Below are 24752 nucleotides of genomic sequence, written 5' to 3'. Positions count from 1 at the left end.
GGTTAAGAATCCGGAAATTATCAAATAGTGACGGGTGGAACCTTCTTCCAGGAATCATCGTCTAAAATGAACTGTCCCCCCCGACATCCCGAGCGTTCTTTTGCAAGAAATGGTGGACTAACTGAACAAGGTTGGAACGTTCTCGAAGTGGGGGTAAAAACAATTCAAATTCACACAAACGGTAATATAAATTGGAACGTAACCGTCCTTCCTTCACCTCTTGAGCTAATTTTCGGTTGGTTGCCGCCACAATCCGAACATCGACAGGCTTCGGTTTGATGTAATCCGATTTCACCTTTTTTCTTCCAACACTCTTAACAGGACCACCTGAACACCCAAGGGCAGTTCCCCGATTTCGTCAAGAAACAGAGTTCCCCCGTTCGCCGCCTCGAATTTACCGATATGTCCTTCGCTTCGCTCCTGTAAAGGATCTTTTTTCATAACCGAACAACTCCGATTCGATCAGTTGCCCCGGAATGGCAGCACAGTTTACAACAACTAATGGCCCTGTCCTTCCACTTGCCTCATGAATATATTGGGCAACTCATTTTTTCCCGGTTCCGTTTCTCCCTGAATGAGCACTGTTGCATCTGTACGGGCAACTGCCGCAGCGGTTTTGAGAACGTTTCGGATCTTAGGGCATTGCAAAACCATTTCGCTAATTAGGTTCGCTAATTAGGGAAACGGATTTTCCACTCTCAAAATTCTTCAATTTCTTCCACGGTTCTTCCGGACGTCGCCCGATATACCTTTCTTCGCCCATCCTGTATCACTTTAACCACTCAAGTCGTTACTCTTCCACCATTGTCCGATACGAACTTTATTTTTTGAATGGATCCTCGGGATTAAAGAATGGAACCAGTGAAACAGGGTTGGCCAATACATTCAAAGATTGGTCGCTTCAACAGATTAGCAGCCTCTTGATTGATCCGAGTAATCAAACCATTCTCGTCCACTGAAATCAGGGGCTGGCCCACCGTCTGAACAATCATATCAGCTTTCAGAAGACAAAGAGTCAACTCGTTTCGAGCATTTTCCAGTAACATTTGTGTTTGACAAGCTCGGGTGCCGCGATCACCATTCACAATGTATGGGGATGGTGATTTCGGGCATCTCCACTTACATCTAAAAGCCCGGTGAAAAAGTCATTCAAAGGGATAGGTTTTCCGGCTGTTAGTATCGAATGTTGGATTGAGCATGCCGAATATGGACAGTAGGCATGATTTATGAAAGCGCCAAAGCGTTCACACGTCCAACCCCGTCTTTTTCAAATGATCGACTTGGAAGCGATCGTACCGCAAAACCATATTCTGCGGAAATTGAAAGACGTCATCAATTTCTCCCAGGTACACAAATGGGTGGCCCCCCTTTATTCCGAGAAGATGGGACGTCCTTCGATTGATCCGGAACTCTTCGTTCGGATCACATTCTGGAGTACCTTTTTAATCATTCGGAACGCGAGCTGTTAGGCTTATTGCCCATGCATGCCGGGTACTTGTGGTTTTGCGGACTGGATTTCGAATCCCCCCTTCCGGACCGAATCACCCTTGTGAAAACAAGGGCGCTTTGGCGTAAACACCATATGATCGAATCATGCCACATGTGATTGATCAATGTATCACCGCCAGCCTGGTCAAACCGGATGTCCATGCCGGTGTGGACGGAACCCGGGTCCGGGCAAATGCTTCGATCCACAGTTTGAAGGAAAAGATATTGGTTCCCGTTCAATCGCTGGAGGACTATCTGTTGGAGCTGGAAAAAGAAGACCAAAGGGTGTCCGCTGATTCAGATGATCACCCGAATGATCGCCGAATGACGACAACAACCATCCCTCTGCATCCGCCGCCTCAAAGCAAGAAATGCCGTATGGTTCTGAAGCATACGCCGCCCGTGAAAACTTTCGCGGGAAAAAGTTTTCCAACCAAACCCATCGAAGTGTCACCGATCCGGATGCCCGTTTGTATCGGAAAAGCAACGGACAGGAAGCCCACCTGCGTTACTCGGTTCACAACCTGACGGACGTGGAATCCGGCGTTTGCGACGACGGCAAGCATCGCTTCGGGAGAAGCGGAGCGGGAAGTGAGTCTTCAACAACTGGCCGAGGTGCGCTTCAGGCACAAACAAATCCGGATCCGGACGCTGTCGGGGGACAAAAACTGCGGCACCTCTTATTATCTTCGATCTTTGTTTTCGCAAAGGATTATTCTACTGATTTCTCTGTGCAATCCCGAAATGGAAGAGATACCGACTTGGAAGCGAAAAACAAACGATACCGAGATCCAACGGAAGCGACAGGAGAAAGTCGAAGAAATACGGGCGAAAAACCGGGTCAGGCTGATTCAACGGGACGGAAAGTACCGGGATATTCAAAAGAAGCGCACCCGCTTGGAACATGGGTATGCCGAAGCCAAAAACGAACACGGGTTGAATCGTGCGCGAAGCAGAGGACTGGAATGTATGCAGGAACAAGCTCTCTGTACAGCGATCGTACAAAACCTCAAACGGCTATGCCGGTTTAAGGAAAAACGACCTCACACCGGCATCTTGGCATGCGCAAAAACAGAAAATGGTAGGAGGCTAATCAGCGTATATCGGTGGGCAGTCTCCCTTTTCGTTAAATTCCACGAACAAATAGCCCAAATTATGAACAGATATGTCTGTTTTCACCAGTCTTCTAAAAGACCCAATAATTCTCCAGTCGGAGAATAGATCGGTGACGCATAACATGTTAAAAAATAGTTTTCACGACAATAATGTTCTTTACCGACCACACTGACCTTTTCCGCCAAAGCGGTACCGATAGCATTGGTACCCTTAACCCATTCATGCCAATTGGCTCCGGTATCTAGCCACACTTTTCTCGCTTTATGGATAAAAGGAGGAGCTCCCCAAGAACGAACGATATATCCTTCCGGATCCGACACGATAAGCATGAAAGATGTCTTTTTCAGCTAAGTATAAAGCTATTCCAACAGGCGGTTAGAGGTTCGAAAAAATTCATGCAGTTGCCCCTGTCGGTCTTTCAGCTCTCCTCCCATTAAAATGTCGTTTTCCACTTGCACCGGGTCTACGCCGAACTCCTTGCTTCGTTTCCAGGAGGAAACAATAGGGGCTTTGCTTTTGTTGGATTCTTCAGCAAACCGACCACCCCCAATTGTTTCACCTACCTGTATTGTAACACAATACTCCATAATTGTACTGTTCCAAATCGTTGCAATATAACGTTTAGTTAACAATTATCGCGTAATAATTTCAATTCGCAGAGATGAATATAATTTGGCATACTTTTTTCATTCAACTCAGTAAAAATCCCAAAAAGGAGTGAGTAGAAATGGCCAAAATGCTGGCTACTGTTGTTCACAGCAGCTTTGATCAGCCACTACATGTTGAGGAAGTGAACAAGCCCAACCCGGTCCCGAGCAAATCGTGGTCAAAATCGAAACCTCCGGGTTGTGCCACACCGACATTCATGCCGCTAAAGGAGATTGGCCAATCAAACCGAAACTTCCGTTCATTCCTGGACACGAAGGCGTGGGCATTGTAGAAAGTGCGCGAAAAGGTGTAACTGAAGTTAAAGAAGGGGACCGTGTCGCCATTCCTTGGTTGGGTTATGCCTGTGGTAGCTGTGAATACTGCGCCTCCAGTGAAGCCGCTCGATCTGCCGGGCGCTCCGCACGGTCTACAAATGGAAGTTTATCCCCGAAAACGTCGCCGCCCTGATCACCCCTCCAAGAAAACCACTCCTAGACATATAAGTGTGGACGATAGAAGAGGCCAAACGGTTCCTTAAATTGACCGAAGGCCGACGGTATCACATTGTTTATGTGTTAGCTCTCACTAAGAATGCGCAAAGGAGAAATCCTCGCTCTGAAATGGGAGGATGTAGATCTGGACAATGGGCGGGTGAGCGTCCGGCGAACCTTGGCCAAACCCTACGGAAAAGTAAAGATTCAGGAAGCGAAAACCAAAGGTGCCAGAAGAACGATCACCCTACCGGAAGACACTGTGGTCTATCTGAAAAACACAAGAAGAAGCAGTTGGAGGAAAAGCTGGCGGCTGGCCCTGTTTACAACGATAACGGATTAGTCGTGTGCACTCAGTTGGGAAATCTAGTCGATCCGGCAGTCATCAACCGGGATATGGACGCCGTTTTAAAGAATAGCGATCTGCCGAAGATTCGCTTTCACGACCTTCGGCACACTCACGCCACCATTCTCCTCCAACTGGGTGAAAATCCCAAGGTGGTGGCTGAACGCTTGGGTCACGTTAACGTTCGGATGACATTGGACATCTATAGCGAAAAAAACGCCGGAATCCCGCTATTTATAGGCATTCCGGCGTACATGTTAATGATAATGCATTTTTCCTCAGGACAACGGTCCATGGGATCTACCGAACCGCTCCCGGGAATCCTTGTCGTCCCGTCTCTTCCTTGTAGGCGGGAACGCCCAGCAGTTCGGGCACGGTGACCATCTCATAGCCCCGTTTTTTCAGATCGGCGATGATCCGGGGCAGGGCCTTCACCGTGTTGTCCAGATTTCTGCCGGCGGTGTGTTGAAGGATCACCGCTCCCGGCCCGGCCTGCTGGCGGACCGTCCAGACGATCCGGTCTGTCGGCCTCCCCGCCCAATCCCGCGTGTCCACATTCCAATGGACGATGATCATGTCCCTTTCGCGGATCATTTCCTCCACGCGCCGGTCCAGATTCCCGTAGGGGGCCCGGAACAACTTCGGCGACCTTCCCGTGATCTCCGAAATCAGACGGTTGGTCCTGTCCACTTCCTCGCTCATCCGCCGTGAATCCAAACGGGTCAAATTGGGATGGTTCCAGGAATGGTTGGCCACCACATGGCCTTCTCTCACCATCCGGAGAACCAGATCGGGACGCTGCTCCGCCATCCTCCCCACGAGAAAAAAGGTGGCCCGCACCTTCTCCCGCTTCAGGATGTCCAGGATGGAGTCCGTGTACCTCCAATCCGGTCCGTCATCAAAGGTAAGGGCCACCCTTTTTTTGTCCCTGGGCCCGTTAAAGTAGAGGACGGGACGCTTCTTATCGTCCTTTCTCCCGTCACCGCCCTTTTTCCCGTCATCCTTTCGGGGTTCGGGAGAAGCCTTTGCTTCTTTCCGCTGGGGCTTCTTTTGCAAATCCTGTTCCGCCCCTTTGATCTCCTTCTTATCGGATTTGCTCTCCGCCTTTTTGGCCGTCGGCCCCACGCCGAAAACCACGGTTTTCCCTTCTTCCGTCTCCCTTCCAAAAACCGCGTTCGACTCAATCCCCTTCCATTTCTTCCCGGAAACCTCCTGATGATGCACCTTCGGCGACGCCCCCTTCACTTCTTGTTTTTCCAAGGGCACGGGGCCGATCACCCACCAACACAGAAGAAACACCATCGCCCAAACGCCCAGCCTCACAGGTCTTCTCTCCTCTCCCGTTTGTTATATATGTCGATTCTAAAAAAAGGTTCCTCCCCTTCAAAGGGAAGGCAATCCCTTTTTTGTTGTAAATAAAAAGGCGGTCCCATACTCTATTATTCTACTACATTTCTCTTATTTTTCAGCCCTTCATCCCGCCCGCCGGCGCGCGGCGGCCTTTCAGGCTTCCTCTTCCGGACGGGGCATTTCCTTTTCCTGACCGTGATCCGGGGGCTTCGGGCAAAGTTGACAAGCCGCGACTAAAGGGTCTATTCTAAAATGGATTGAAAAATTTTCCGAAAAGAAAGGAGTGGAACGATGAACCGGGCGGACTCGCTTCTTTCCAGATGGCTCAATCACCGGAAGGTGCTTCACGAACTCCTTGAGGCGATCGGCAACGAACACACGCATTACAAGCCCTGGAAGGAAGCCTTTTCCCTCGGCTCCCTGGCGATCCACATCGGCACATCCTCCTGCATGTTCGTTGAGGCCGTGAAAGAGGGAGCGTTCCCGCAGATGGGCGAGCCTCCCTCCTTTGAGACGATGGAGGATGTCCGGCGCCTGGTGGACGAGTATACCGATAAGACCAAAGCCGACTTCGAGTCCTTGACCGAACGCCACCTGGATCAAACGATTTCCTGGGGGCCCTATCGCGCCACCGGGGAACACTGGCTGAACACCATGCTGGATCACGAAATCCACCACAAGGGACAATTGTTCGTCTACGCCCGGATGGTCGGCGTTGATAAGCTGCCCTTTTTCACCATCCACCCGTCAGACAACTGATTCCCCCGCGAAAAAAGGTTCATCGGAACCCGGTTCCGATGAACCTTCCGCATTTTCACGCCTCCTGGCTGAGCTTCTCCATTTCGTCCTCGTCGATGTCGAAATTGGAATAGATGTTCTGCACGTCATCGTGATCTTCCAGGGCCTCGAGGAGGGCGATCATCTTGGATGCCTCCTCCCCGGTCAGGGAGACGGTATTCTGGGGAATCATCGTCACCTCCGCCGTCGTGAAGGAGAAGCCGTTCTTCTCCAGGGCGTTTTTCACGGCCTCGAAATCCTCGGGGGCGGTGGTGATCTCATAGGAATCCCCGGAAACCTGGAAGTCTTCCGAGCCCGCCTCCAGGGCGAGCATCAGCACCTCATCCTCGTCCTTGTCGGTGCTGTTCCGGTCGATGGTGAGATGTCCCTTCCGTTCAAACATCCAGGCCACGCAGCCGGCTTCCCCCAGGCTTCCGCCCTTTTTGGAGAAGATGTACCGCATATCGGCCGCGGTGCGGTTCCGATTGTCGGTCAAGGCCTCCACCATCACCGCAACCCCTCCCGGGCCGTATCCCTCGTAGGTCACCCGTTCGTAGGCTTTTCCTCCGGATTCGCCGGTCGCCTTCTTGATGGCCCTCTCGATATTCTCATTCGGCATGTTTTGCGACTTCGCCTTGGCGATGGCCAGCCGCAGCTTCTGGTTGTTGTCGGGATTGCCGCCCCCTTCCCGGGCGGCGACGAAAATCTCCCGCGCCAACTTGGCGAACAGTTTTCCCCTCAGTGCATCCTGGCGTCCTTTTCGATGCTGAATGTTTTTCCATTTGGAATGACCAGCCATCTGCCTCACTCCTCCCGCCAAAAAAGTCCGTTTCTGCGTTGCCGCGGGGCTACAAACCCCAATCCCGCGGATAGCGAAAATCGGTGCCGACGGTCCGCCCGCTCAGCTTGAGGATCACCGGCAGCCTCCGCTTGTACTGGTTGGCGACGACCCGCCGATGCACCCGGTCGATCAATCCGGGATCAAATCCCTGGCGAATCAGCCTTTCCCGCGAATAGCGGCGGTCGACCATGAAGTGGAGCAGCCTGTCCACATCCAGATAGGAAAATCCCAGTTCCCCCTCATCCGTCTGGTCCGGCCACAGATCGGCGCTGGGCGGTTTTTGCAGGATCGATTCCGGAACCTTCAGGTGGGCCGACAATTGGCGAACCTGGGTTTTGTACAGGTCCCCCAGGGGATTGACCGCGGAGGCCATATCTCCGAACTGGGTCCCGTAACCCAAAAGCAGTTCGGTTTTGTTGCTCGTTCCGATCACCAGCGCCCGATGCTCCGCCGACAAATCGTACAGGATGCTCATCCGCTCCCGGGCCATCTTGTTTCCCCTGCGCAACGGGGAAGCCTCCGGAAACCCCGCGAAATACGCATCGATCTGCGGCGTGATGTCCACGGTGACCATCTCCACTCCGGCGGCTTGCGCGGCCTTTCGGGCATCCTTCACACTGGCGGGACTGCTCTCCCTGTACGGCATGCAGACGGCCACCACATTCTCCGGGCCGAAGGCCCGGGCGGACAGAAACAGGGCCAAGGCCGAATCAATCCCGCCGGAAAGCCCGAGAATCACCTTTTGGAAGCCGGCCTTCTCCACCTCTTCCCGGAGGGCGCGGACCAGCAGTTCCACGGCCAGCTCCTCATCCAATCGCAAATAGGGCGCCCGGGCAAGCATCTCTTCCACCGGATTCACGGAAGTTCCCCTCCTTCGGACCGCCGCTTCAGAATCCGTTCGATCTCCCGGGCGGTCAGCTCCAGATCTTCATCGCGCAGCATCGGCATCTGGTAACGGGCGAGGCGCACATCTTCCGGATTCACATCGATCACTACCAGGCGGGATTCAAACCGCTCCCCCCGCACGAGGAACCGCCCGAAGGGATCGAACGCCGCCGACCCGCCGAAAAAGGTGATTCCGTCTTCCGTCCCCACCCGGTTGCAATACAAGGTGATCACGCCGTGAAGCAGGGAATGGTTGGACAACAGGCCGTACCAGTTCTCCTCGGCGGACATCCCCCGGGCGCCCATCCCCTTGGCGGGGGCGTTGGAAATCACGATGAGGATTTCCGCCCCGTCCTGAACCAACAGATAGGGCGCCGAAGGGTGCCAGGCATCCTCACAGATGAGGAGTCCCGCGCGGCCGAACCGCGTCTCAAAACTGCGGAAAAAACGGCCGCGGGCAAAATGGCGGGCCTCCTCAAACATCCCGTAGGTGGGCAGATACACCTTGCGGTGAACGTGCCGAATCTCCCCCTCGCTCGCGTAGACCGCCGCGTTGTAAAACAGATGCCCCGGTCCTTCCTCGACCAAGCCGAACACCAAGTCGAGGCGTTCCGATTCACCCGCCAGACGCCGAATCGATTCATCCCGGAGGGTGCGGGCCACATCCAGGGTCAAATCCCTCAGGGAATATCCCGTCAGACTCAGTTCGGGAAACACCAACAAATCCACCCGCTCGGCCTCGGCGCGGCGGATCATGTCCCGATGCAGTTCCAGGTTATCCTCCACCCGCCCCAATACCGGACGGATTTGGGCCAGCCCCACTCTCATAACCGCTGCCTCCCAGCAATTCCCATGATCGATCCCGTTCTTTTCCCATCTTAGCACAAGCCCGCTTCCCTCACCAGTTGCCGTGTTCCCCCGCCAGAAAAAAAGGGGGCCGCCTTCGGCCCCAAGGGAAGAGAGCGGGGCAGCCCCCTTGATGCGTGAAACGGCCGCAGATCAACGAATCGTTCGCAAAAAACGCCTCCACCTGCCGGTCGCCTCCGCGATCCGTTTCAAATACGGAATGACCACCTCGGGATGGTAGCCCCTTCTTCCCTTGACCACCCCCAAGCTTTCCCGGAAAAATTCGTTGGGGAATCCGAGCAGTTTTCTCAAAATCGACAGCTCCATGGAGGAGAGGGGACGAATCTCCCCGTAAACCGCAATCACCTCGTGCCAAACGGAGCTGTTCCAGTTTTGTTCCGGCAACACCCGGGAAAGCAGCTGCCACAAGTCGCCCAACTGCCAGTCGTAATCCGCCGTTTCAAAATCGATCAGCCAGAGCTTTCCCCTCCGGTCCAAGAGCCAATTGTGACTGGCCAAATCCTGATGAACGACAAACCGCCCGCGCCACTCCCTTTCGAACAGAAGGGAAAGGGGATATTCGGCGATTTGCTTCCGCGCCTCCATACCGTAGCGGTAGTACTGCCGGCCGTATTGCCGGATCAATTCGCCGATCTCCCCTTCCATCCCCTCGCAGGTTTTCAGCAGGCGGGCAAACTCGGAGAGCCGCGCGTCCAGCCGGTGAAGGAATGGATGCCTTTTCCGATGAAAGGGGGGAGTCGCCAGTCCGCGTCCCAGACGGTGAAAGAGGGCCAGAAGGCGGGCCGCCTTGCGGACCTGATTCCTGTCCCGGTAGCTCACCGGAAACCCGTCGATCATCGGCGTGATCAACCACCGGCTACCGTCCGTGTAAATCGGCGGCATGGACCGGAATCCGCGAAACCTCAATTCCCGGTCGACGGACATCCACCAGCGCAATTGGACCGGGTCGCGGACCGGCTTCACCACCCAGTCCCCCGCCGGCGTGATCAGCCGCACGATTCTCCGGAAAGGGAAAAAATCGTTGACGGGAATCCCCAAAATCTGTTCCCATTCGGGAACGTACTCCGGGTTCATCCCTTTCCCTCCCCCGACAATCGGCCTCGATCCCGCCACGTCCGCTAGTTCTCCCGGGAATCCCAGATATCGGTCGCGGAACTGCCCTCTTCGGCCTCGTGGGTTCTCACCGACCCCTCCCAGGAGGAATCCAGCGAGTCATACCAAACGGAATCGCTCTCCATCCCGCGGCAGGGGAATTTCGGCGGGGGATACATGTACGGACCGGGCATCATCGGATACGGCATCGGCATCATCGGAAAGGGAAGGCAAGGATAACAACAGGGGGTCCAGGGATATACTGGATGAGGCATGGGAGGCATCATCGGCCTGTGCGGATGGGGGTAGCCGGGATGATGCGCAGGATGCCGGGGGGTTTCCGGTCGGGGATAACCCGGCTCCGGATACCGCTCATCCGACGGGTAGGGATAACGGCGGGGAGTCTCCCAGGGACTCATCCAATACGGGGGACTTTCCCGCCAGGGGCTCCTGTCGGGAGACACCCAGGGCGATGGAGACGGATTCGGATACGGATTCTCCTTCTTCGGCGGCCTGTACTCTTTTTTCGGCGGTCTGTGCTCTTTTTTGGGCGGTCTGGTCTCCTTCTTCGGCGGCTCAGGACGATGTTTCGGCCGCTCCCCCGCCGGTTCGGCCGCCGGTGTCTGCTGCGCGACGGGCACCCGCCCCGTGGGGATGCGCACCTTCATGCCCGCCTCCAGGGAATCCGATTCCGACAAATCGTTGGCCTCCAGCAATTTCTCGACGGAAATGCCGTATCGCTCGGCCACGCTTTCAATGGTCTCTCCCGGTTGCACGATATGAATTTTCACGGTTAGCTCCCCTCCACAAAAAGCGATGATCAATATCATACATATGCGCCCATGGGCGAATTGCTCCCTTACTTTGATCAAAAGCTCCCTTGGATGGTTGACGATCATTGCCGATCCGGATATCGTAGGCAGTAGTCGCACTACAAGCGGAAAAAGGTGATGGTCTTGGCGATCAAAGGACAACCCTTGTGGACCGCAATCGGCGCAGCGGCTCTCCTCTCGTTCATCCTGCTGGCAGCCGGTTTTGCACTGGCTGTCATCGACTTTTTCCACCCGGCCCCAACCGCTCCGAAACCCGCGGTCGTCGCCCCCGAAGAAAGAGATTCCGAAAGCGGAAACAAGTTGCTCGTCAGCCTGGGGGATTCCCTCACCCGGGGCACCGGAGACATGACGGGAAAGGGATATGTGGGGCGGGTCCACGATGCGATGCAAAAAATTTACGGTGACAAGGTCACCGCCGTCAATCTCGGGATCAACGGACAAACCTCCTCCGATCTGGCCAAACAGATCCGGCAGCCGCAAGTGCGGAAATTTCTCAGGCGCGCCACCTGGATCACCATCACCATCGGCGGAAATGACCTGTTCAGGGCCAGCGGAGGTCCGGAACAGGTGGACCGGGTGGCCATCGACAAAGGAAGGTCATTGTACAGGAAGAACCTGTCCCGCATTCTGAAGGAGATTCGGGAACTGAACGGGGAAGCCCCCGTCTTTATCTACGGATTGTACAACCCCTTCGGGGATCTCCCGGACCAAAGGGAGACCTCCCGGCTGGTGATGGAGTGGAACGAAACGATCACCGAAGTCTCCCGTCAATTCACCCGGGTTGTGGTGGTGCCCACCTTCGACCTGTTTCAACTCGACCCGTCGCGCTACCTGTACAGCGACCATTTTCATCCCAATCAAGAGGGATACCGGAAGATGGCCGAACGCCTTCTTCACGCCATGGGAGAACCGAAAAAGGGAGATGACCGCCCATGACCCGGCCCGAACCGGTATTGTCGGTGAAAAATTTGTCCAAGCGGATCGGCGGCAGGGAAATCGTGAAAAATATCCAGTTCGAGGTGTTCCCGGGAGAGATCTTCGGCTTTTTGGGGCCGAACGGGGCGGGAAAAACGACGACCATCCGGATGCTGGTCGGCCTGATCCGCCCCACCGGGGGAACCGTACATATCGCCGGTCACAACCTCCAAAAGGATTTTCTCAAGGCCATCCGACATGTGGGATGCATTGTGGAAAATCCCGAAATGTACCCGTTCCTGTCCGGAAGGGAAAACCTGGAACATTTCGCCCGCATGGCGGGAGACATCCCGCCGGAACGGATCGATGAAGTGATTCGCCTGGTGGAATTGGAAAAACGCATCGATGACAAGGTGAAAACCTACTCCCTCGGCATGCGGCAGCGATTGGGCATCGCCCAGGCCCTTCTCGGCCGGCCGAAACTGCTGATTCTGGACGAGCCGACCAATGGGCTGGATCCCGCAGGCATCCGGGAACTCCGGGATTTCATCCGGACATTGGCCCGGAAAGAAGGGATCGGGGTGTTCATCTCCAGCCACATCCTGCATGAAGTCCAGCTGATGTGCGACCGCGTGGCAATCATCAGCCGGGGACGGCTGCTCAAAACCGACCGCGTCGACCGCCTGATCGGCGGAGACTCCCTGGTCGTCGAATGGACATTGGATCCTCCGGATCGGGGGGCGGAGCTCCTGAAAAACCTCCCCTACGTCTCCAACGTGGAAAAGCGGGAAAACCTTATTTTTTCCCAACTCCCGGAGAAGCATCTCGGGGAAACCGTCCGCATGCTGGTGAATGAAGGCATCCTCGTCTCCGGGATCCAGCCGAGGAAGAAAACGCTTGAAGACATCTTCCTGCAGATGACGGAGGGCGATCCCATTGCGTAACTTCACCGGCCTGGTCTACAACGAGCTTCTCAAAGTGATTCGCAAACGGCGCATGCTCGTGATCTTTCTCATCCTGCTCGTCCTGATTCCCGTGTTTACCTACGGCCAATACCGAACCTACAAAACCACCATGGAACAGATGGGCACCTCCGACTGGCGGGCCCTTTTGCAACAACAAATCGTCGACACGCAGAATCGCCTGGCCTCCAACCGGGTTCCGGAAGAATGGAAAGAATTCATGCGGCTGCGGATTCAGGTGCAGCAATACTATCTGGATCACGACATCAATCCGTCGGCGCCCGGAGCCCCCACCTTTGTCCGGAAATTTGTCGAGGAGTCCATCTCCCTTTTCCTTCCCTTGTTGGTGGTGGTCGTCGCCGCGGACATCGTGTCCTCCGAATACGGTCAGGGGACAATCAAACTCCTGCTCTCCAGACCGGTCCGCCGTTGGAAAATACTGCTCAGCAAATACGTCGCTCTGATTTTGGTCACTTCCCTGCTTCTCCTCATCGCCGGCATCCTGGCCTATCTCATATCCGGGATCGTTTTCGGTTACGGAGGATGGGACATGCCGGTGCTGACGGGGTTCCAGATGAAAGGCGAACACCTCATCACCGATTACGTGCATCTGGTTCCCCAGTGGAAATACATCCTGATGGCCCTCGGGCTGGCGTGGTTCACCTGCACGGCCGTGGCCACCCTCTCCTTCATGGTGTCCGTGCTCGTTCGCAGCACCGCCGCCAGCATGGGAATCATGCTGGCGGCGGTGATCGCGGGCAACCTGCTGGTCCAGCTCGCGCCATCCTGGACCACCCTCAAATATCTGGCCTTCACCAACCTGCAGCTGACCGATTACCTGTCCGGGGCCCCGATTCTGATCGAAGGCATGAGCCTTCCCTTCTCCCTGTCCGTTTTGTCCCTCTGGTCGGCGGCCGCACTCGTCATCGCCTTCGCCGTGTTCATCCGGCGGGATGTGCTGGCATGACCGGCATCCCCTCGCCGGGCCACGGAGGGATTCCCCTTGTTCCCGCAGTAAACTGCATCAACGGGGGCTCTGCCCCGATGCCGCCGAAAGCGGCGGCCGAAACAAGCCCCTATTCGTGAAAAAACTTTTTCTTTCCTTTAAAATGAGAAAGAAAGAAAACATACACCCACGGGGAGGAACCAAGATGCCGCTGGTTACGACGCTGCAGGTGCGCTTCAACGAATGCGACGCGCTGGGACACGTGAACAACGCCGTCTATTACACCTACATGGAAACGGCCCGGACGGAACTGTTCCGGATGCTCGATCCCGACCTGGATATTAATAACTGGAAACTGATCGTCGCCTCCACCAGCTGCGAATACAAGGCGCAAGCCTCCTTCGCCCAGTGGCTCCGGATCACCACGGAAATCGAGCGGATCGGAAACAGCAGCTTCACCGTCCTTCACCGGATCACGGACCGGGACAGCGGAAAACTGATCGCCGTCGGCCGGGCGGTGCTGGTGCACTTCGACTACCGGGAGCAGCGGAGCCGTCCGTTGACTCCGGAGATGCGACGCACCCTGGAGACCCTGTTGACAAGCGCCGAGGAATAAAAAGCGGGCGGGAGCATTTCTTCCAAACGCTCCCGCCCGCTTTTTATCCGAAATCCAATACCATCAGTTCCTGATCCATGTACCGGGAACCGATTTTCAGCGACCTCGGTTCCTTCCCCCACGTCCGAAATCCCACGGACAGATACAAATTCTTGGCGGGGTCATTGGAGGCGACCACGCGGAGCGTGATCAGCTCCAGCCCCTTCATCTTCCTGGCGCGTTTCACCGCCTCCGCCAGAAGCGCCTTTCCCACTCCCTTCCCGCGGCATTCGGGAAGGCAATACATCCCCCAGATCACTCCCTTGTGCCTCTTTTTCATGCCCTTCTCCCTGTGGAAGCCGACCATGCCCACCAATTTTCCCGCCTCATCGAAGGCGCCCAGGACGAAGGCGTCGGGGGAAGGCTTCAACTTTTCCGCCGTTTTCTCGATGGAGAGATTCGCTGCTTCCTCGTAAGACGTTCCAAAGGCATCGGGATGATCCTTCAGCGCCCTGAGCCTCAGTTCCCGAAAGGACATTGCGTCTTCCGGATTCAACCGTCGTATGTGCATCCTCTTCTCCTCCGGCCATGGCATCGCGCCGAATAACAAAAAAGGGCCAAAAGCAGCCCGGGGCGTGGCGTCGGGGAGCGATGCCCGCCGCTTTGGCAGAGCCTCGCTTCCCCCGACGGATGATGTGCGCCAATCCAACGGGCGCCTGCCTCAACCCATTTGCGGCGCCGCGCTCAACTCCGGATACACCTGCACGCCGTCCACCCGAACCAGCTTCCGGAATTCTTCCAACAACCTCCGGGTGATCGGTCCCGGCTTGCCGGTGCCGATCCGGCGGCCGTCCACTTCAACGACGGCGATCACCTCGGCGGCCGTTCCCGTCAGGAACGCCTCGTCGGCGATATACACGTCGTGTCGGGTGAAGGGCTGTTCCTTGACCGGGTACCCCAGCTGATCCGCCAGGTCCATGATCGCCCTGCGCGTGATCCCCTCCAGGGCTCCCACATATCCCGGGGGAGTGTATAGGACGCCCTTTTTCACGATGAAGATGTTATCCCCCGATCCTTCGGCCACATATCCGTGTTCGTTGAGCATCAGCGCTTCCCCCACGCCGGCGCGGTTTGCCTCGATCTTTACAAGGACATTGTTCAGATAATTCAAAGACTTAATCTTCGGATTGAGTGCGTCCGGAATGTTGCGCCGGGTCGGAACGGTTACGATGGGCAAGCCGTTTTCATACAATTCCTTGGAAAAGAGGCGAACCTGATCGACGATGATGATCACCTGGGGATTGGAACAACTCTCCGGATCCAGCGACAGGGATCCCACTCCGCGGGAGACGACCAACCGGATATACGCGTTCCGCAATCCGTTTTTGCGGACCGCGTCGACGACGGCCTGCTGCATCTCCTCCATGGTCATGGGGATTTCCAGCATGATCGACTTGGCCGAATCGTACAGGCGCTCCAGGTGCTCCTTCAGGCGAAACACATTTCCGTCATAGACCCGGATCCCTTCAAACACCCCGTCGCCGTACAGGAAACCGTGGTCAAAAACGGAGACTTTCGCCTCATCCTTCCGATAATACTCCCCGTTGATGTACACCCATCGCTCTGCTTTCTCTTCCATTGGCTCAGCACTCCCCCCGATATATGCACAAAATGATAAAAGCCTCTTCCGTGCAGACTCCGACCTCTAGTCAGAACCTGCCGCACGAGGCTTTTTTCCCCACGGTGTACACCGATCAACGGTGTTGATACCGCTCGGACCAGTCCTTCGCCCCAAGGCGAAGCGGAACCCTAGGTATCCTCCTGACTATCAAAAGGATTGCAATATTTTATTTATCGAACATTATAGTCACGTCACAACAAAATGTCAACGAACAATCGACTTCGCCCCCTGCGACACACGGTAGCAGGGAAAAGAGCCCAGCCGGCGCACGTGACAGCCCAAAGCTTCGATCTCCGCGACCGCACCGGCCATCAACACCGGATCCCAATCCTTCTCCACATCGATGAAGAAATGATAGCTGCCCAGCCCCTTTTTGGTCGGCCTGGATTCGATCCGGCACAAGTTGAGCTGGCGCCAGGCAAAGGCGGACAGGACCTGGTGCAGAGCCCCTGGATAGTCGGAAGGGAGCGTGACCAGAAGGCTCGTCTTGTGAAGGTCCGGTTCCCGGTGTCCGTCGGGAAGCGGCTTTTTGCCCACGGCGATGAAACGGGTGAAGTTGTTCGGATGATCCTGGACATCCTCCTCCAGCACATGCAGGCCGTACAGCTCCCCCGCCGTCCGGGTCCCGATGGCCACCCACGCCTTGTCCGGACGGCTTTTCACCTGCCGGGCGGCCTCCGCCGTGCTCTCGGCGAAAGAAACCTCGGCGCCGGGGAGATGTTTCCGCAGGTACAGTCGGCACTGAGCCACCGCCTGGGGATGGGAAACCACCCGGGTCCATTCCCCCGCATTCCTTTCCGCCTGGAGGGGATGGACCAGCAAACACTGGGCGATCGGATACACCAGTTCCCCGACGATCAACACATCCACCTGATGGATCAACCAATCGAGGGTGAGGACCACCGATCCCTCGATGGCGTTTTCCACCGGGACGACGCCGTAATCGCATTGCCCGGCGTCAACGGCATCCAACACGTCGGGAATCGAAGGATATCCCGCCAGCTTCACATCGTCTGCGGGGAAAAAAGCACGCGTCGCCTCATGGGTGAATGTTCCTGCCGGTCCCAGATATGCAACCGTCTTTTTCATGTTTCAACTCCTTCGGTGTTTCCCATGAATTTACTACGACCCATTCCGATTGTCAAGCGTACAGTGGCCCCCTCCGCAAAGGGGAGCAGGGACAGGATCCGCACGGATATGCCGTGACGGGCGAACACTCCCTTCATGAACCTTCCGACGCGTTCCGGTTCCCGCGTAAAGGCGATCAGGGTGGGTCCGGCGCCGCTCAAGGCCACTCCCAGCGCTCCGTGCCGCTGGGAATCCGCCAGCACCTCCTCCATGCCGGGAACCAGGGGAAACCGATAGGGCTGATGAAACCAGTCCTCCATCGCCACCTCCAACAGCTCCCACTTGCCGGTCAGCAGCGCCGCCGTCAGCAGATTGGCCCGGCTGCTCGCCAGCACCGCCAGGGGATGGGGGAGGCTTTTGGGAAGCACCTTTCTCGCCTGTTCCGTGGAAAGGGAAAAGGAGGGAACCGCCGTGACCACGTGCAGGGGAGGGGGATCACCCTGCACGTGGTAAACCCGCTCGCCGTCCCAGGAACAGATCACCACACCCCCGAAGAGGGAGGCGGCGGCATTGTCCGGATGCCCTTCCCGACGCGTCGCTTCAAGAAGAATCTCTTCTTTGCTAAAAGGGCCGCCCAGCAGATGGTTGGCCGCCAGCAGTCCGCCGACGACGGCCGCGGCGCTCGAACCCAGCCCCCGCATCAGCGGGATGTCGCTTTCCATTTCCAGGCGGAAGGGGGGCAGCTTCCTTCCCATCCTGCGAAAGGCTTCGCGCATGACGCGGATGACCAGATTCCGTCCGTCGGCCGGAACGCCCTTCCACTGATCCCCCCTGAGGACGATCTCCATCCGGTCCTGATGGGAAAAGCGCAGGCGGAGAAAAAGGTTTAACGCCATCCCCAGGGAATCGAAGCCGGGCCCCATGTTGGCGGTGCTGGCCGGCACCACCACTTCAAAATCGTCAAAGGGAGCCATGGCGGACCCCTCTTTCCGAAATCGCCCGGAGCACGGCCTCCGGATCGCAGGGAATGACGCGGGGTTTCACGGTGACGGCTTCCAGGGCGGTGGAAGGATCCTTCAAGCCGTTGCCGGTCAATACGGCCACCACCCGGGTGCCGGGGGCAAGCCATCCCTTCTCCCGCATTTTGATCACGCCGGCAAGGGACGCGGCGGAAGCGGGTTCGGCAAAGATCCCCTCTGCCTGGGCCAGCAGGCGATAGGCCCGCAAAATCTCCTCGTCCGAAACGCTCTCAATGCGCCCTCCCGATTCCCGTTGCGCCTGGACGGCCAGTTTCCAACTGGCGGGGTTGCCGATGCGGATGGCCGTGGCGACGGTCTCCGGATTGGGTATCGGCTCTCCCCGGACGATGGCGGCCGCCCCTTCCGCCTCAAATCCCCACATTTGCGGCAGCCGACGGATGACCCCCGCCCTGTGGTATTCCACGAAGCCCTTCCAGTAAGCCGAGATGTTTCCGGCATTCCCCACGGGAATGGCCAGCACGTCCGGCGCTTCCCCCAGCCGGTCGCACACTTCGAAGGCCGCCGTTTTTTGTCCCTCCAGCCGGTACGGATTGATGGAATTGACCAGCGTGAAGGGATGGTCCCTGCTGATCGAACGGACGATGTCCAGGGCCTGATCGAAATTTCCCTTCACGGCCAGAACTTCGGCTCCATACATGACCGCCTGGGAGAGCTTGCCCACGGCGATGTGACCTTCGGGGACCAACACGACGGCGCGAAGGCCGACCCGTGCGGCGTAAGCGGCGGCGGAAGCGGAAGTGTTTCCCGTCGAGGCGCAGATCACCGCGGTGCTGCCCTCCTCCACCGCCTTGGCGATGGCCACCACCATTCCCCGGTCCTTGAAGGAGCCCGTGGGATTGGCCCCTTCCACCTTGAAATACAGGTCGATGTTCAGTTCCCGCGAGAGCGTCTCGGCTCGGACGAGGGGCGTGTTCCCCTCCTGGAGGGAGATGATCGGCGTCCGTTCTGAAAGGGGCAGATAATCCCGATAATGTTCCAAAATTCCCTTCCACATGATGGGTGGTTCCTCCTCACTCCCGTTGTGCTCATCCCTCTTGCCCCGCTTCGTTCACTCGCCGGAGGCGACCAGAATCGCCGACCGGACGCCCGGAAGCTCCTGAAGGCCTTCGGTGATCTCCGTCACCCTTTTCGTCACCTGCGCCGTGTCGACGGAGAGAGCCACATTGGCCACCCCCTGGAGCGGAATCGTCTGATGAATCGTCAATACGTTGCATCCCAATGAAGCCAGATAACCCAGGACGCTGGACAGAACGCCGGACCGGTGTTCCAGCGTCAGGGAAAGGGTGATGATTTTCTCCTTCATCATGGCGTTGAAGGGAAAGACGCTGTCCCGGTATTTGTAGAAGGAACTGCGGCTTATGCCCGCCTTTTCCACCGCCTCCTGAACGGTGTGCGCTTCCCCCGTCTCCAACATCCGCTTCGCTTCAATCGTCTTCTGGATCGCTTCGGGCAAAACGTCGGCCCGTACGAGATAAAAGGGATCTTCCGAATGCGCCATGACCATCCCCCTGAAAAAGACAAATGTCTTTTATTAATAGACACATTATACCCCTCCTCCACCGATGCATCAAGGGGGGGATGCCGAACGGATTCCCCGCCGCGCAAAACGGGAATGAAACTCATGGAAAAAACCCAACGGAAAGGATGATTGCATGGCGGACAAAAACCAACGGGGCGGACTTCGCTTTTCGACGGAAGTGCTGGAAACCATCGCCGGGATCGCCGCCAGCGAGGTGGATGGAATCCTGTCCATGAGCGGGGGAATCGTCGAGGGATTTGCGGAGCGGTTGGGAAGAAAAAATCTGACGAAGGGAGTCACCGTTGAGCTGGGGGAGACGGAAGTGGCCGTCGATCTCAAAGTGGTGGTCGAATACGGACGAAACGTTCCGGAAATTTACGATCAGGTGGTAAAAAACGTGGAGCGGGCCATCACCAACATGACCGGGCTGAAGGTGGTGGAAGTGAACATGTATGTGGAGGGAGTCGGTTTTCCCGATGAAAACACGCTCAAAGAAAAAGACGGCGACAAAGAGGCCCCCCGGGTTCGCTGACAAGGGAAAACGGTCCCTTTCCCTCCCGTGAGGGGGCAAGCTTCCGGTCCCGCGATGTTTGTCGGCGGGGGACGCCAAAAAACCGGTTCCCGGGGAACCGGTTTCGACGCGCGTCCATCGCCGCTTCGAAGCATTCCGGAGCTGAAAACGGACATCAGAACGTTTTGCAGCGCCTTATTTTTCCGCGCACGCAGCAGTATGGGTGAAACGATTCAGCCGGGCTTATACCAACCACTCTTCTTGCAGGCGAAAGATCCGGCGGTCCCGGACGGACCCAAAGGGGGGTTCATTCCGGCAAAGGGTAAACGAGAGGAAGCGGTTCGATCCGTTCAGCGCCCGGCCCAGGAAAGCCGCAGCCTCCTCTCTGACCAGACTTTGTTCCCCGATGAAGGAGTCGACCCGTTCAGGATGAAGTTGATCATCGCTTACGCAGAGCCATCGGCCGGACAATGCCCGGCGGATGGCGCCTCTTTCCACGGAAAGGGACGGGACGCCCTCCAACAGGGTGACGGAAAGGCGTTCATAGGTTGCTCCTGTTTGGTCCCATGAAAAATGGAGTCATGCACATCGGACATGAAGGCATCATGGGAGGAGCAATCACGCCACAGGGCGAGAATGCCCGCTTCAGTGGGGCGGCGGACATTCCACCCGCCCCACTGTTCGTGGAATCCGTCCACCTCCCTGATGGCCTTCCAGGCGCACTGCGCCCGGGAAAAGGCCGTTTTCCGATTTTCAGGCACTTGGCACACGATTTTTTCCCCATCCCCTCTTTTCGTCAGCGGAGTCACGCCTTCTCTGCCATCCTCTCCTCCCCGCCACCGACCGTCCGACAACATAAAAAAATGATCATGTTGTCCGTTTCAAGACTACTGACCAACTCCGTGCCAAAAGCTCTATAAAACATGGTGTCGGGAGAAGGGGGCCGCTGAGTGCCTTTGCCATCGCAACGAAGCGGCACACCCCCCTTCGGCATCCGATGGGGATGGTTTTACAACGTTTCCAAAAAGGTTGGGGACTCGATTTTCCGACTCACCATGCAGCAGGGGGCGCTCGGCGCCTCCGACGCTTTGTCAATAACCCGAAAACGGACGTTTTGTCCGTTTTGCCACTTTTGCCAAGCCCCTTCCCTTCCGTTGTGCTATCATAGTGAACGTGAACACCAACGGGGAAGGAGTGCCGGCGCATGATATCCGTATTGTTCGTCTGTCTGGGCAACATCTGCCGTTCTCCGATGGCCGAAGCCGTTTTTCGTCAGATGGTGCGAGAGGCCGGGTTGGAGGAGAAAATCCGCGTCGATTCCGCCGGAATCGGCGGCTGGCACGAGGGCGAACCTCCTCACCGGGGAACTCGGGAAATTTTGGACAGTTACGGGATTTCCCACGAGGGCATCCGCGCCCGGCAAATCTCCCGGGAAGATCTGGATCGCTTCGATATCGTCGTGGCGATGGACAACAGCAACATGTCCGCCCTTCGGCGCATGGCGAAGGATGCATCCGCCGAGTTGTATTTGCTGACCGATTTCATCCCCGACGCGGACCGGTCCGACGTTCCGGACCCGTACTACACGGGAAATTTTGAGGAAGTATATGAGCTGGTGGAAGCGGGATGCCGCGCCCTTCTCCAAAAAATCCGGGAACGGGAGGGTATCTGATTGCCTTCAGAGGATTGGAAGCAGGCGGCCCTGAAAGCGCTCGAAAGGCTCGGCGACCCGGGTCCCCTGCGGCACGCGGCGGGGGTGCCGGGCGGCAGCATCAGCCGGGCATATCGGTTGACGACGGAAAGGGGCACCTACTTTTTCAAATGGCACCGAAATGCGCCTCCCGGCTTTTTTGCCGCCGAAGCGCGGGGGCTGGAGCGGCTCGGCCGGGCGGCAAAGGCGGTGCGCATTCCGCGCGTCCATGCGTGGAACGATCCCCCGGAGGGCGGGGAGGGATGGATCCTCATGGAATGGATCGATTCCGGTTCCCGGGGCTTGTCCTCCAGGCGCGCGGCGGAACAGCTGGGGCGGGGGCTTGCGGAAATCCACCGGTCCGCGGCGGAGGCCTTCGGTTTGGAGGAAGACAATTTCATCGGGATTCTCCCCCAGCCCAACGGCTGGTACCGCAGCTGGACCGATTTTTACCGGGAGCGGCGGCTTGTGCCGCAAATCCGGCTGGCCTCCGAACGCGGCCTTTTGCCCGGACGGCGCAGCCGGCTCCTCCACCGGCTGTGCGACCGCCTCGAACGGTGGTTGGAACGCCCCGACCTCCGTCCCTCCCTCCTGCACGGCGACCTGTGGAACGGAAACGCCCTGGCGGACAGCGAAGGGGTTCCCTTCCTCATCGATCCGGCCGCCTACTACGGGGACCGGGAGGTGGATCTCGCCTTTTCGGAGATGTTCGGCGGATTCCCCTCCCGCTTCTACGACGCCTACAACGAAGCCTTTCCCCTTGCGCCGGGGTTTTCCGAGAGAAAGCCGCTGTATCAGCTCTATTATCTTCTGGTCCACCTGAATCTGTTCGGAGAATCCTACGGCCCCGCCGTGGACCGCATCGCCGAACGATACGCCGGCTGACCTTCAATCCATCAGCTCAAATTCCATTCCGCCGATCCGGACGGTATCGCCCTCCTTCGCCCCCCTTTCCCGGAGGGCGTCTTCGACCCCCATTTCCCGCAGGATGCGGCCCAGGCGGCGAACGGCATCATGATAAGCGAAGTTGGTCATCGCCACCAACTTTTCCACCCGTTCCCCCTCCACCACAAACACCTCGTTTTCCCGGCGGATCACAAAGGGTTCCTCCGGCTCCCGGCTCCGGTACACCTTGTACCCGGAGCCGGACTCTTCTTCCAGGGGCTGTTCCTGCTGATCCAAAAGATCCGCCACGGCGAAAAGAAGTTCCCTGAGTCCTTCCCGGGTGGCCGCCGAAATGGGATAGACGGGAACGTCCGGCCCCACTTTTTCGCGAAAGGCGGCCAAATTGCCGCGGGCATCGGGAAGATCCATCTTATTGGCGGCCACGATTTGCGGGCGATTGGCCAGATCCTCCCGGTACAGCCTGAGCTCCTGGTTGATCTTCACCCAGTCCTCGTAGGGATCCCTCCCTTCCAGGGCGGCCATATCCACCACATGGACCAGCACCCTCGTCCGATCCACATGGCGCAGGAACTGATGGCCCAAGCCGACACCCTGATGGGCTCCTTCGATCAGCCCCGGCAGATCGGCCATCACGAAACTCCGCCCGTCCCCGACATCCACCACCCCCAAATTGGGAGCGAGAGTCGTAAAATGATAGTCGGCGATTTTGGGACGGGCAGCGGAAACCGCGGCGAGCAGGGTGGATTTTCCCACACTGGGATAACCGATCAATCCCACATCCGCCAGCACCTTCAGTTCCAATTCAACCCATCGCTCTTCCCCCGGCTCCCCGTTCTCGGCGATTTCCGGCGCCGGATTGGACGGGGAGACAAAACGCATGTTCCCCCTTCCCCCGCGGCCGCCGCGGGCTGCGACCACCTCCTGTCCCTTTCGGGTCAGGTCGGCGATCACCTCCCCGGTTTCGGCATCTTTCACCACGGTTCCGGGCGGAACCTTCACCACCAGCGGTTCGGCGCTGGCGCCGTGCTGCCCCTTCGACCGGCCGTGTTCTCCCCGTTTCGCCTTAAAGTGTTTCTGGTAGCGAAAATCGATCAGGGTGCGGAGACCCTCATCCACGCGGAAAATCACATCGCCCCCGCGTCCCCCGTCACCTCCCGCGGGGCCTCCCCGGGGAACATACTTCTCGCGTCGAAAGGCGACCGCCCCGTTGCCGCCGTCTCCCCCTCGCACATATATTTTGACGTAATCGACAAACATCCGTCCGTCACCTGCCCCACGACAACAATCGGTTTCCGGCGGATTTTCCCCCGCCAAGGGGGAGTTCCGCCATGAAGCCCCCGTCGAAAGCCTGAAAATTTCCCTGCCAGTTTTCAATCCGTCTCTTCAGCCGTTCCCAGTCGCATTTCCTCACTTTCCGCTCCCGGGAGACATTGACCGAAAAGATCACCCCATCTTCCCCCCTGTCAAAACGAAACCGCACCGTCATCCGATCATCGGGGGAAACCATGCGCCCCATCTCCTCGGTCGTCTCCTCCACCATCTGGCAAATCCGCTCCGCTTCGGAAGGTGGAATCGATTGAAAGCCTTCCCCGATTTCCACTTCCCAATCCCATTCGGGAAATCGATGAGGAAGCGAGACCAGGGCGACAGCCAGGGGCGGGTGCTTCACTTGGGCAAGGCACCTCTCCCGGTGGGCCTGTTTGACCAACTGCTCCAGATAGGGACGAATGCGATCGATCTGCTTCATCGACAAATATCCCATGATGACCTGGACATGATTCATCCAATCGTGCCGCTTCCGCTCCAACAGGCCGAGGGAGGTCTCCGCCTGGCGGATCCGGAAGCGTGCGCTTTCGCGTTCATAGAGATGGCGGACCCCCAAAAGCAGCGCAAAAACCCCCAAAACGCCCAGAACGATCCCGGCCCTCCATCCCCAGGGTTGAACCGCAGAAAAAAACAGACAAAGGACAGCTGGACTCAAGGGTTTCAACCACGTCCACCATCCTTGCATCCTCACCGACTCCCTTTTTCAAAAACTTTTTCGGGCGGACCGCCACCGGGTTGAGCGCGAGAGGGAACGAAATCCGTCATGAAAACCGTCTTTCAGGCATTTCGTTGAAAAAAATGGGCATTCTAATCCATATTATTATACTTTAAAATCAAGACACAAAAAAACCCCCGGAAA

27 protein-coding genes and 3 pseudogenes are annotated in these 24752 nt (G+C 57.2%); 11 read left to right on the top strand and 19 right to left on the bottom strand.

Annotated features, from left to right (window positions below):
• Positions 1-61 precede the first annotated feature (61 nt).
• The 3 genes and pseudogenes from BM063_RS18160 to BM063_RS18295 all read right to left on the bottom strand — a co-directional run bounded on the left by BM063_RS18160 (position 62) and on the right by BM063_RS18295 (position 654).
• The gene (locus tag BM063_RS18160; protein WP_281246684.1) at positions 62-250 is read right to left on the bottom strand and encodes a sigma 54-interacting transcriptional regulator; all 189 of its coding nucleotides are present in this window, start codon (positions 248-250) and stop codon (positions 62-64) included.
• Between the two features lie 41 nt (positions 251-291).
• Positions 292-441 (bottom strand): sigma 54-interacting transcriptional regulator, encoded by a 150-nt coding sequence (locus tag BM063_RS18155; protein WP_281246683.1) that lies wholly within the window; start codon positions 439-441, stop codon positions 292-294.
• A pseudogene (locus BM063_RS18295) lies at positions 395-654 on the bottom strand (sigma 54-interacting transcriptional regulator). Before BM063_RS18295 ends, BM063_RS18155 begins: the two are co-directional and overlap by 47 nt.
• Positions 655-1226: 572 nt before the next feature.
• Between BM063_RS18295 and BM063_RS17950 the strand changes: the two are divergent.
• A pseudogene (locus BM063_RS17950) lies at positions 1227-2571 on the top strand (transposase); the annotation flags it as partial.
• 92 nt (positions 2572-2663) lie between these two features.
• On the opposite strand, the gene BM063_RS17600 reads toward BM063_RS17950, so the two are convergent.
• Positions 2664-2933 carry a hypothetical protein gene (locus tag BM063_RS17600; protein WP_177199016.1) on the bottom strand — a complete coding sequence of 90 codons (270 nt, stop codon included), beginning with the start codon at positions 2931-2933 and terminating at the stop codon, positions 2664-2666.
• A gap of 407 nt (positions 2934-3340) precedes the next feature.
• Here BM063_RS17600 and BM063_RS06725 point away from each other — a divergent pair.
• Both BM063_RS06725 and BM063_RS18290 read left to right on the top strand, forming a co-directional pair.
• Positions 3341-3642, top strand: a pseudogene (locus BM063_RS06725) (alcohol dehydrogenase catalytic domain-containing protein); the annotation flags it as partial.
• A gap of 230 nt (positions 3643-3872) precedes the next feature.
• Positions 3873-4469, top strand: coding sequence for a tyrosine-type recombinase/integrase (locus tag BM063_RS18290; protein WP_425439131.1), 597 nt, complete (start codon positions 3873-3875; stop codon positions 4467-4469).
• Here BM063_RS18290 and BM063_RS06710 read toward each other — a convergent pair.
• Positions 4390-5412: a polysaccharide deacetylase family protein gene (locus BM063_RS06710; RefSeq protein WP_245752127.1), complete on the bottom strand. Its 1023-nt coding sequence runs from the start codon at positions 5410-5412 to the stop codon at positions 4390-4392. The two genes, BM063_RS18290 and BM063_RS06710, sit on opposite strands and share 80 nt — an antisense overlap.
• 318 nt (positions 5413-5730) lie before the next feature.
• Between BM063_RS06710 and BM063_RS06705 the strand changes: the two genes are divergently transcribed.
• Positions 5731-6198 carry a DinB family protein gene (locus BM063_RS06705; RefSeq protein ID WP_092037143.1) on the top strand — a complete coding sequence of 156 codons (468 nt, stop codon included), beginning with the start codon at positions 5731-5733 and terminating at the stop codon, positions 6196-6198.
• A 55-nt stretch (positions 6199-6253) separates the two neighbouring features.
• Here BM063_RS06705 and BM063_RS06700 read toward each other — a convergent pair whose 3' ends face one another.
• The 5 genes from BM063_RS06700 to BM063_RS06680 all read right to left on the bottom strand — a co-directional run bounded on the left by BM063_RS06700 (position 6254) and on the right by BM063_RS06680 (position 10692).
• The gene (locus BM063_RS06700) at positions 6254-7015 is read right to left on the bottom strand and encodes a YebC/PmpR family DNA-binding transcriptional regulator (protein ID WP_092037141.1); all 762 of its coding nucleotides are present in this window, start codon (positions 7013-7015) and stop codon (positions 6254-6256) included.
• A gap of 49 nt (positions 7016-7064) precedes the next feature.
• Positions 7065-7916 (bottom strand): NAD+ synthase, encoded by an 852-nt coding sequence (locus BM063_RS06695; RefSeq protein ID WP_245752125.1) that lies wholly within the window; start codon positions 7914-7916, stop codon positions 7065-7067.
• The gene (locus BM063_RS06690; protein ID WP_092037139.1) at positions 7913-8770 is read right to left on the bottom strand and encodes a nitrilase-related carbon-nitrogen hydrolase; all 858 of its coding nucleotides are present in this window, start codon (positions 8768-8770) and stop codon (positions 7913-7915) included. The genes BM063_RS06695 and BM063_RS06690 overlap by 4 nt, the downstream gene beginning before the upstream one ends.
• 171 nt (positions 8771-8941) lie before the next feature.
• The gene (locus BM063_RS06685; RefSeq protein WP_092037137.1) at positions 8942-9883 is read right to left on the bottom strand and encodes a phosphotransferase; all 942 of its coding nucleotides are present in this window, start codon (positions 9881-9883) and stop codon (positions 8942-8944) included.
• Positions 9884-9927: 44 nt separating this feature from the next.
• A complete protein-coding gene (locus BM063_RS06680; RefSeq protein ID WP_177199028.1) occupies positions 9928-10692 on the bottom strand; it encodes a LysM peptidoglycan-binding domain-containing protein in 765 nt (254 codons plus the stop codon).
• Positions 10693-10857: 165 nt separating this feature from the next.
• Here BM063_RS06680 and BM063_RS06675 point away from each other — a divergent pair, with 165 nt between their 5' ends.
• From BM063_RS06675 to BM063_RS06660, 4 genes are all read left to right on the top strand, one after another.
• Positions 10858-11670, top strand: coding sequence for an SGNH/GDSL hydrolase family protein (locus BM063_RS06675; protein ID WP_177199027.1), 813 nt, complete (start codon positions 10858-10860; stop codon positions 11668-11670).
• A complete protein-coding gene (locus tag BM063_RS06670; protein WP_092037131.1) occupies positions 11667-12593 on the top strand; it encodes an ABC transporter ATP-binding protein in 927 nt (308 codons plus the stop codon). Before BM063_RS06675 ends, BM063_RS06670 begins: the two co-directional genes overlap by 4 nt.
• A complete protein-coding gene (locus BM063_RS06665; protein ID WP_092037130.1) occupies positions 12586-13578 on the top strand; it encodes an ABC transporter permease in 993 nt (330 codons plus the stop codon). The genes BM063_RS06670 and BM063_RS06665 overlap by 8 nt, the downstream gene beginning before the upstream one ends.
• 184 nt (positions 13579-13762) lie before the next feature.
• Positions 13763-14173, top strand: a complete 411-nt coding sequence (locus BM063_RS06660; RefSeq protein ID WP_245752123.1) for an acyl-CoA thioesterase — start codon at positions 13763-13765, stop codon at positions 14171-14173.
• 43 nt (positions 14174-14216) lie between these two features.
• On the opposite strand, the gene BM063_RS06655 is transcribed toward BM063_RS06660, so the two are convergent.
• From BM063_RS06655 to BM063_RS06630, 6 genes are all read right to left on the bottom strand, one after another.
• Positions 14217-14723 (bottom strand): GNAT family N-acetyltransferase, encoded by a 507-nt coding sequence (locus BM063_RS06655; RefSeq protein WP_092037128.1) that lies wholly within the window; start codon positions 14721-14723, stop codon positions 14217-14219.
• A 150-nt stretch (positions 14724-14873) separates the two neighbouring features.
• A complete protein-coding gene (gene ilvE, locus BM063_RS06650) occupies positions 14874-15791 on the bottom strand; it encodes a branched-chain-amino-acid transaminase (RefSeq protein WP_092037126.1) in 918 nt (305 codons plus the stop codon).
• A 246-nt stretch (positions 15792-16037) separates the two neighbouring features.
• Positions 16038-16922 (bottom strand): prephenate dehydratase, encoded by an 885-nt coding sequence (gene pheA, locus BM063_RS06645; protein ID WP_092037124.1) that lies wholly within the window; start codon positions 16920-16922, stop codon positions 16038-16040.
• Positions 16919-17875: a homoserine kinase gene (gene thrB, locus BM063_RS06640; protein ID WP_092037122.1), complete on the bottom strand. Its 957-nt coding sequence runs from the start codon at positions 17873-17875 to the stop codon at positions 16919-16921. The genes pheA and thrB overlap by 4 nt, the downstream gene beginning before the upstream one ends.
• A complete protein-coding gene (thrC, locus tag BM063_RS06635) occupies positions 17862-18935 on the bottom strand; it encodes a threonine synthase (protein ID WP_177199026.1) in 1074 nt (357 codons plus the stop codon). The genes thrB and thrC overlap by 14 nt, the downstream gene beginning before the upstream one ends.
• Before the next feature lie 54 nt (positions 18936-18989).
• Positions 18990-19439, bottom strand: a complete 450-nt coding sequence (locus BM063_RS06630) for an ACT domain-containing protein (protein WP_092037118.1) — start codon at positions 19437-19439, stop codon at positions 18990-18992.
• A gap of 154 nt (positions 19440-19593) precedes the next feature.
• On the opposite strand from BM063_RS06630, the gene BM063_RS06625 reads away from it, so the two are divergent.
• A complete protein-coding gene (locus BM063_RS06625; protein ID WP_092037116.1) occupies positions 19594-19992 on the top strand; it encodes an Asp23/Gls24 family envelope stress response protein in 399 nt (132 codons plus the stop codon).
• A 425-nt stretch (positions 19993-20417) separates the two neighbouring features.
• On the opposite strand, the gene BM063_RS18285 is transcribed toward BM063_RS06625, so the two are convergent.
• On the bottom strand, positions 20418-20828 hold the full coding sequence (locus tag BM063_RS18285; protein WP_092037112.1) for a DUF4937 domain-containing protein: 411 nt from the start codon (positions 20826-20828) through the stop codon (positions 20418-20420).
• A gap of 347 nt (positions 20829-21175) precedes the next feature.
• Here BM063_RS18285 and BM063_RS06610 point away from each other — a divergent pair, with 347 nt between their 5' ends.
• A complete protein-coding gene (locus BM063_RS06610) occupies positions 21176-21643 on the top strand; it encodes a low molecular weight protein-tyrosine-phosphatase (protein ID WP_092037110.1) in 468 nt (155 codons plus the stop codon).
• Complete coding sequence (locus BM063_RS06605; RefSeq protein ID WP_092037108.1) at positions 21644-22546, top strand: fructosamine kinase family protein; 903 nt, start codon at positions 21644-21646, stop codon at positions 22544-22546.
• Between the two features lie 3 nt (positions 22547-22549).
• Here BM063_RS06605 and obgE read toward each other — a convergent pair whose 3' ends face one another.
• Together obgE and BM063_RS06595 are read right to left on the bottom strand one after the other, a co-directional pair.
• Positions 22550-23824, bottom strand: coding sequence for a GTPase ObgE (gene obgE, locus BM063_RS06600; RefSeq protein WP_092037106.1), 1275 nt, complete (start codon positions 23822-23824; stop codon positions 22550-22552).
• Between the two features lie 7 nt (positions 23825-23831).
• Positions 23832-24578: a Spo0B domain-containing protein gene (locus BM063_RS06595; RefSeq protein ID WP_092037104.1), complete on the bottom strand. Its 747-nt coding sequence runs from the start codon at positions 24576-24578 to the stop codon at positions 23832-23834.
• Positions 24579-24752: the final 174 nt, after the last annotated feature.

The organism is Planifilum fulgidum (assembly GCF_900113175.1).
Lineage (GTDB): Bacteria > Bacillota > Bacilli > Thermoactinomycetales > DSM-44946 > Planifilum > Planifilum fulgidum.
This window is presented reverse-complemented; position numbering and strand designations above follow the sequence as displayed.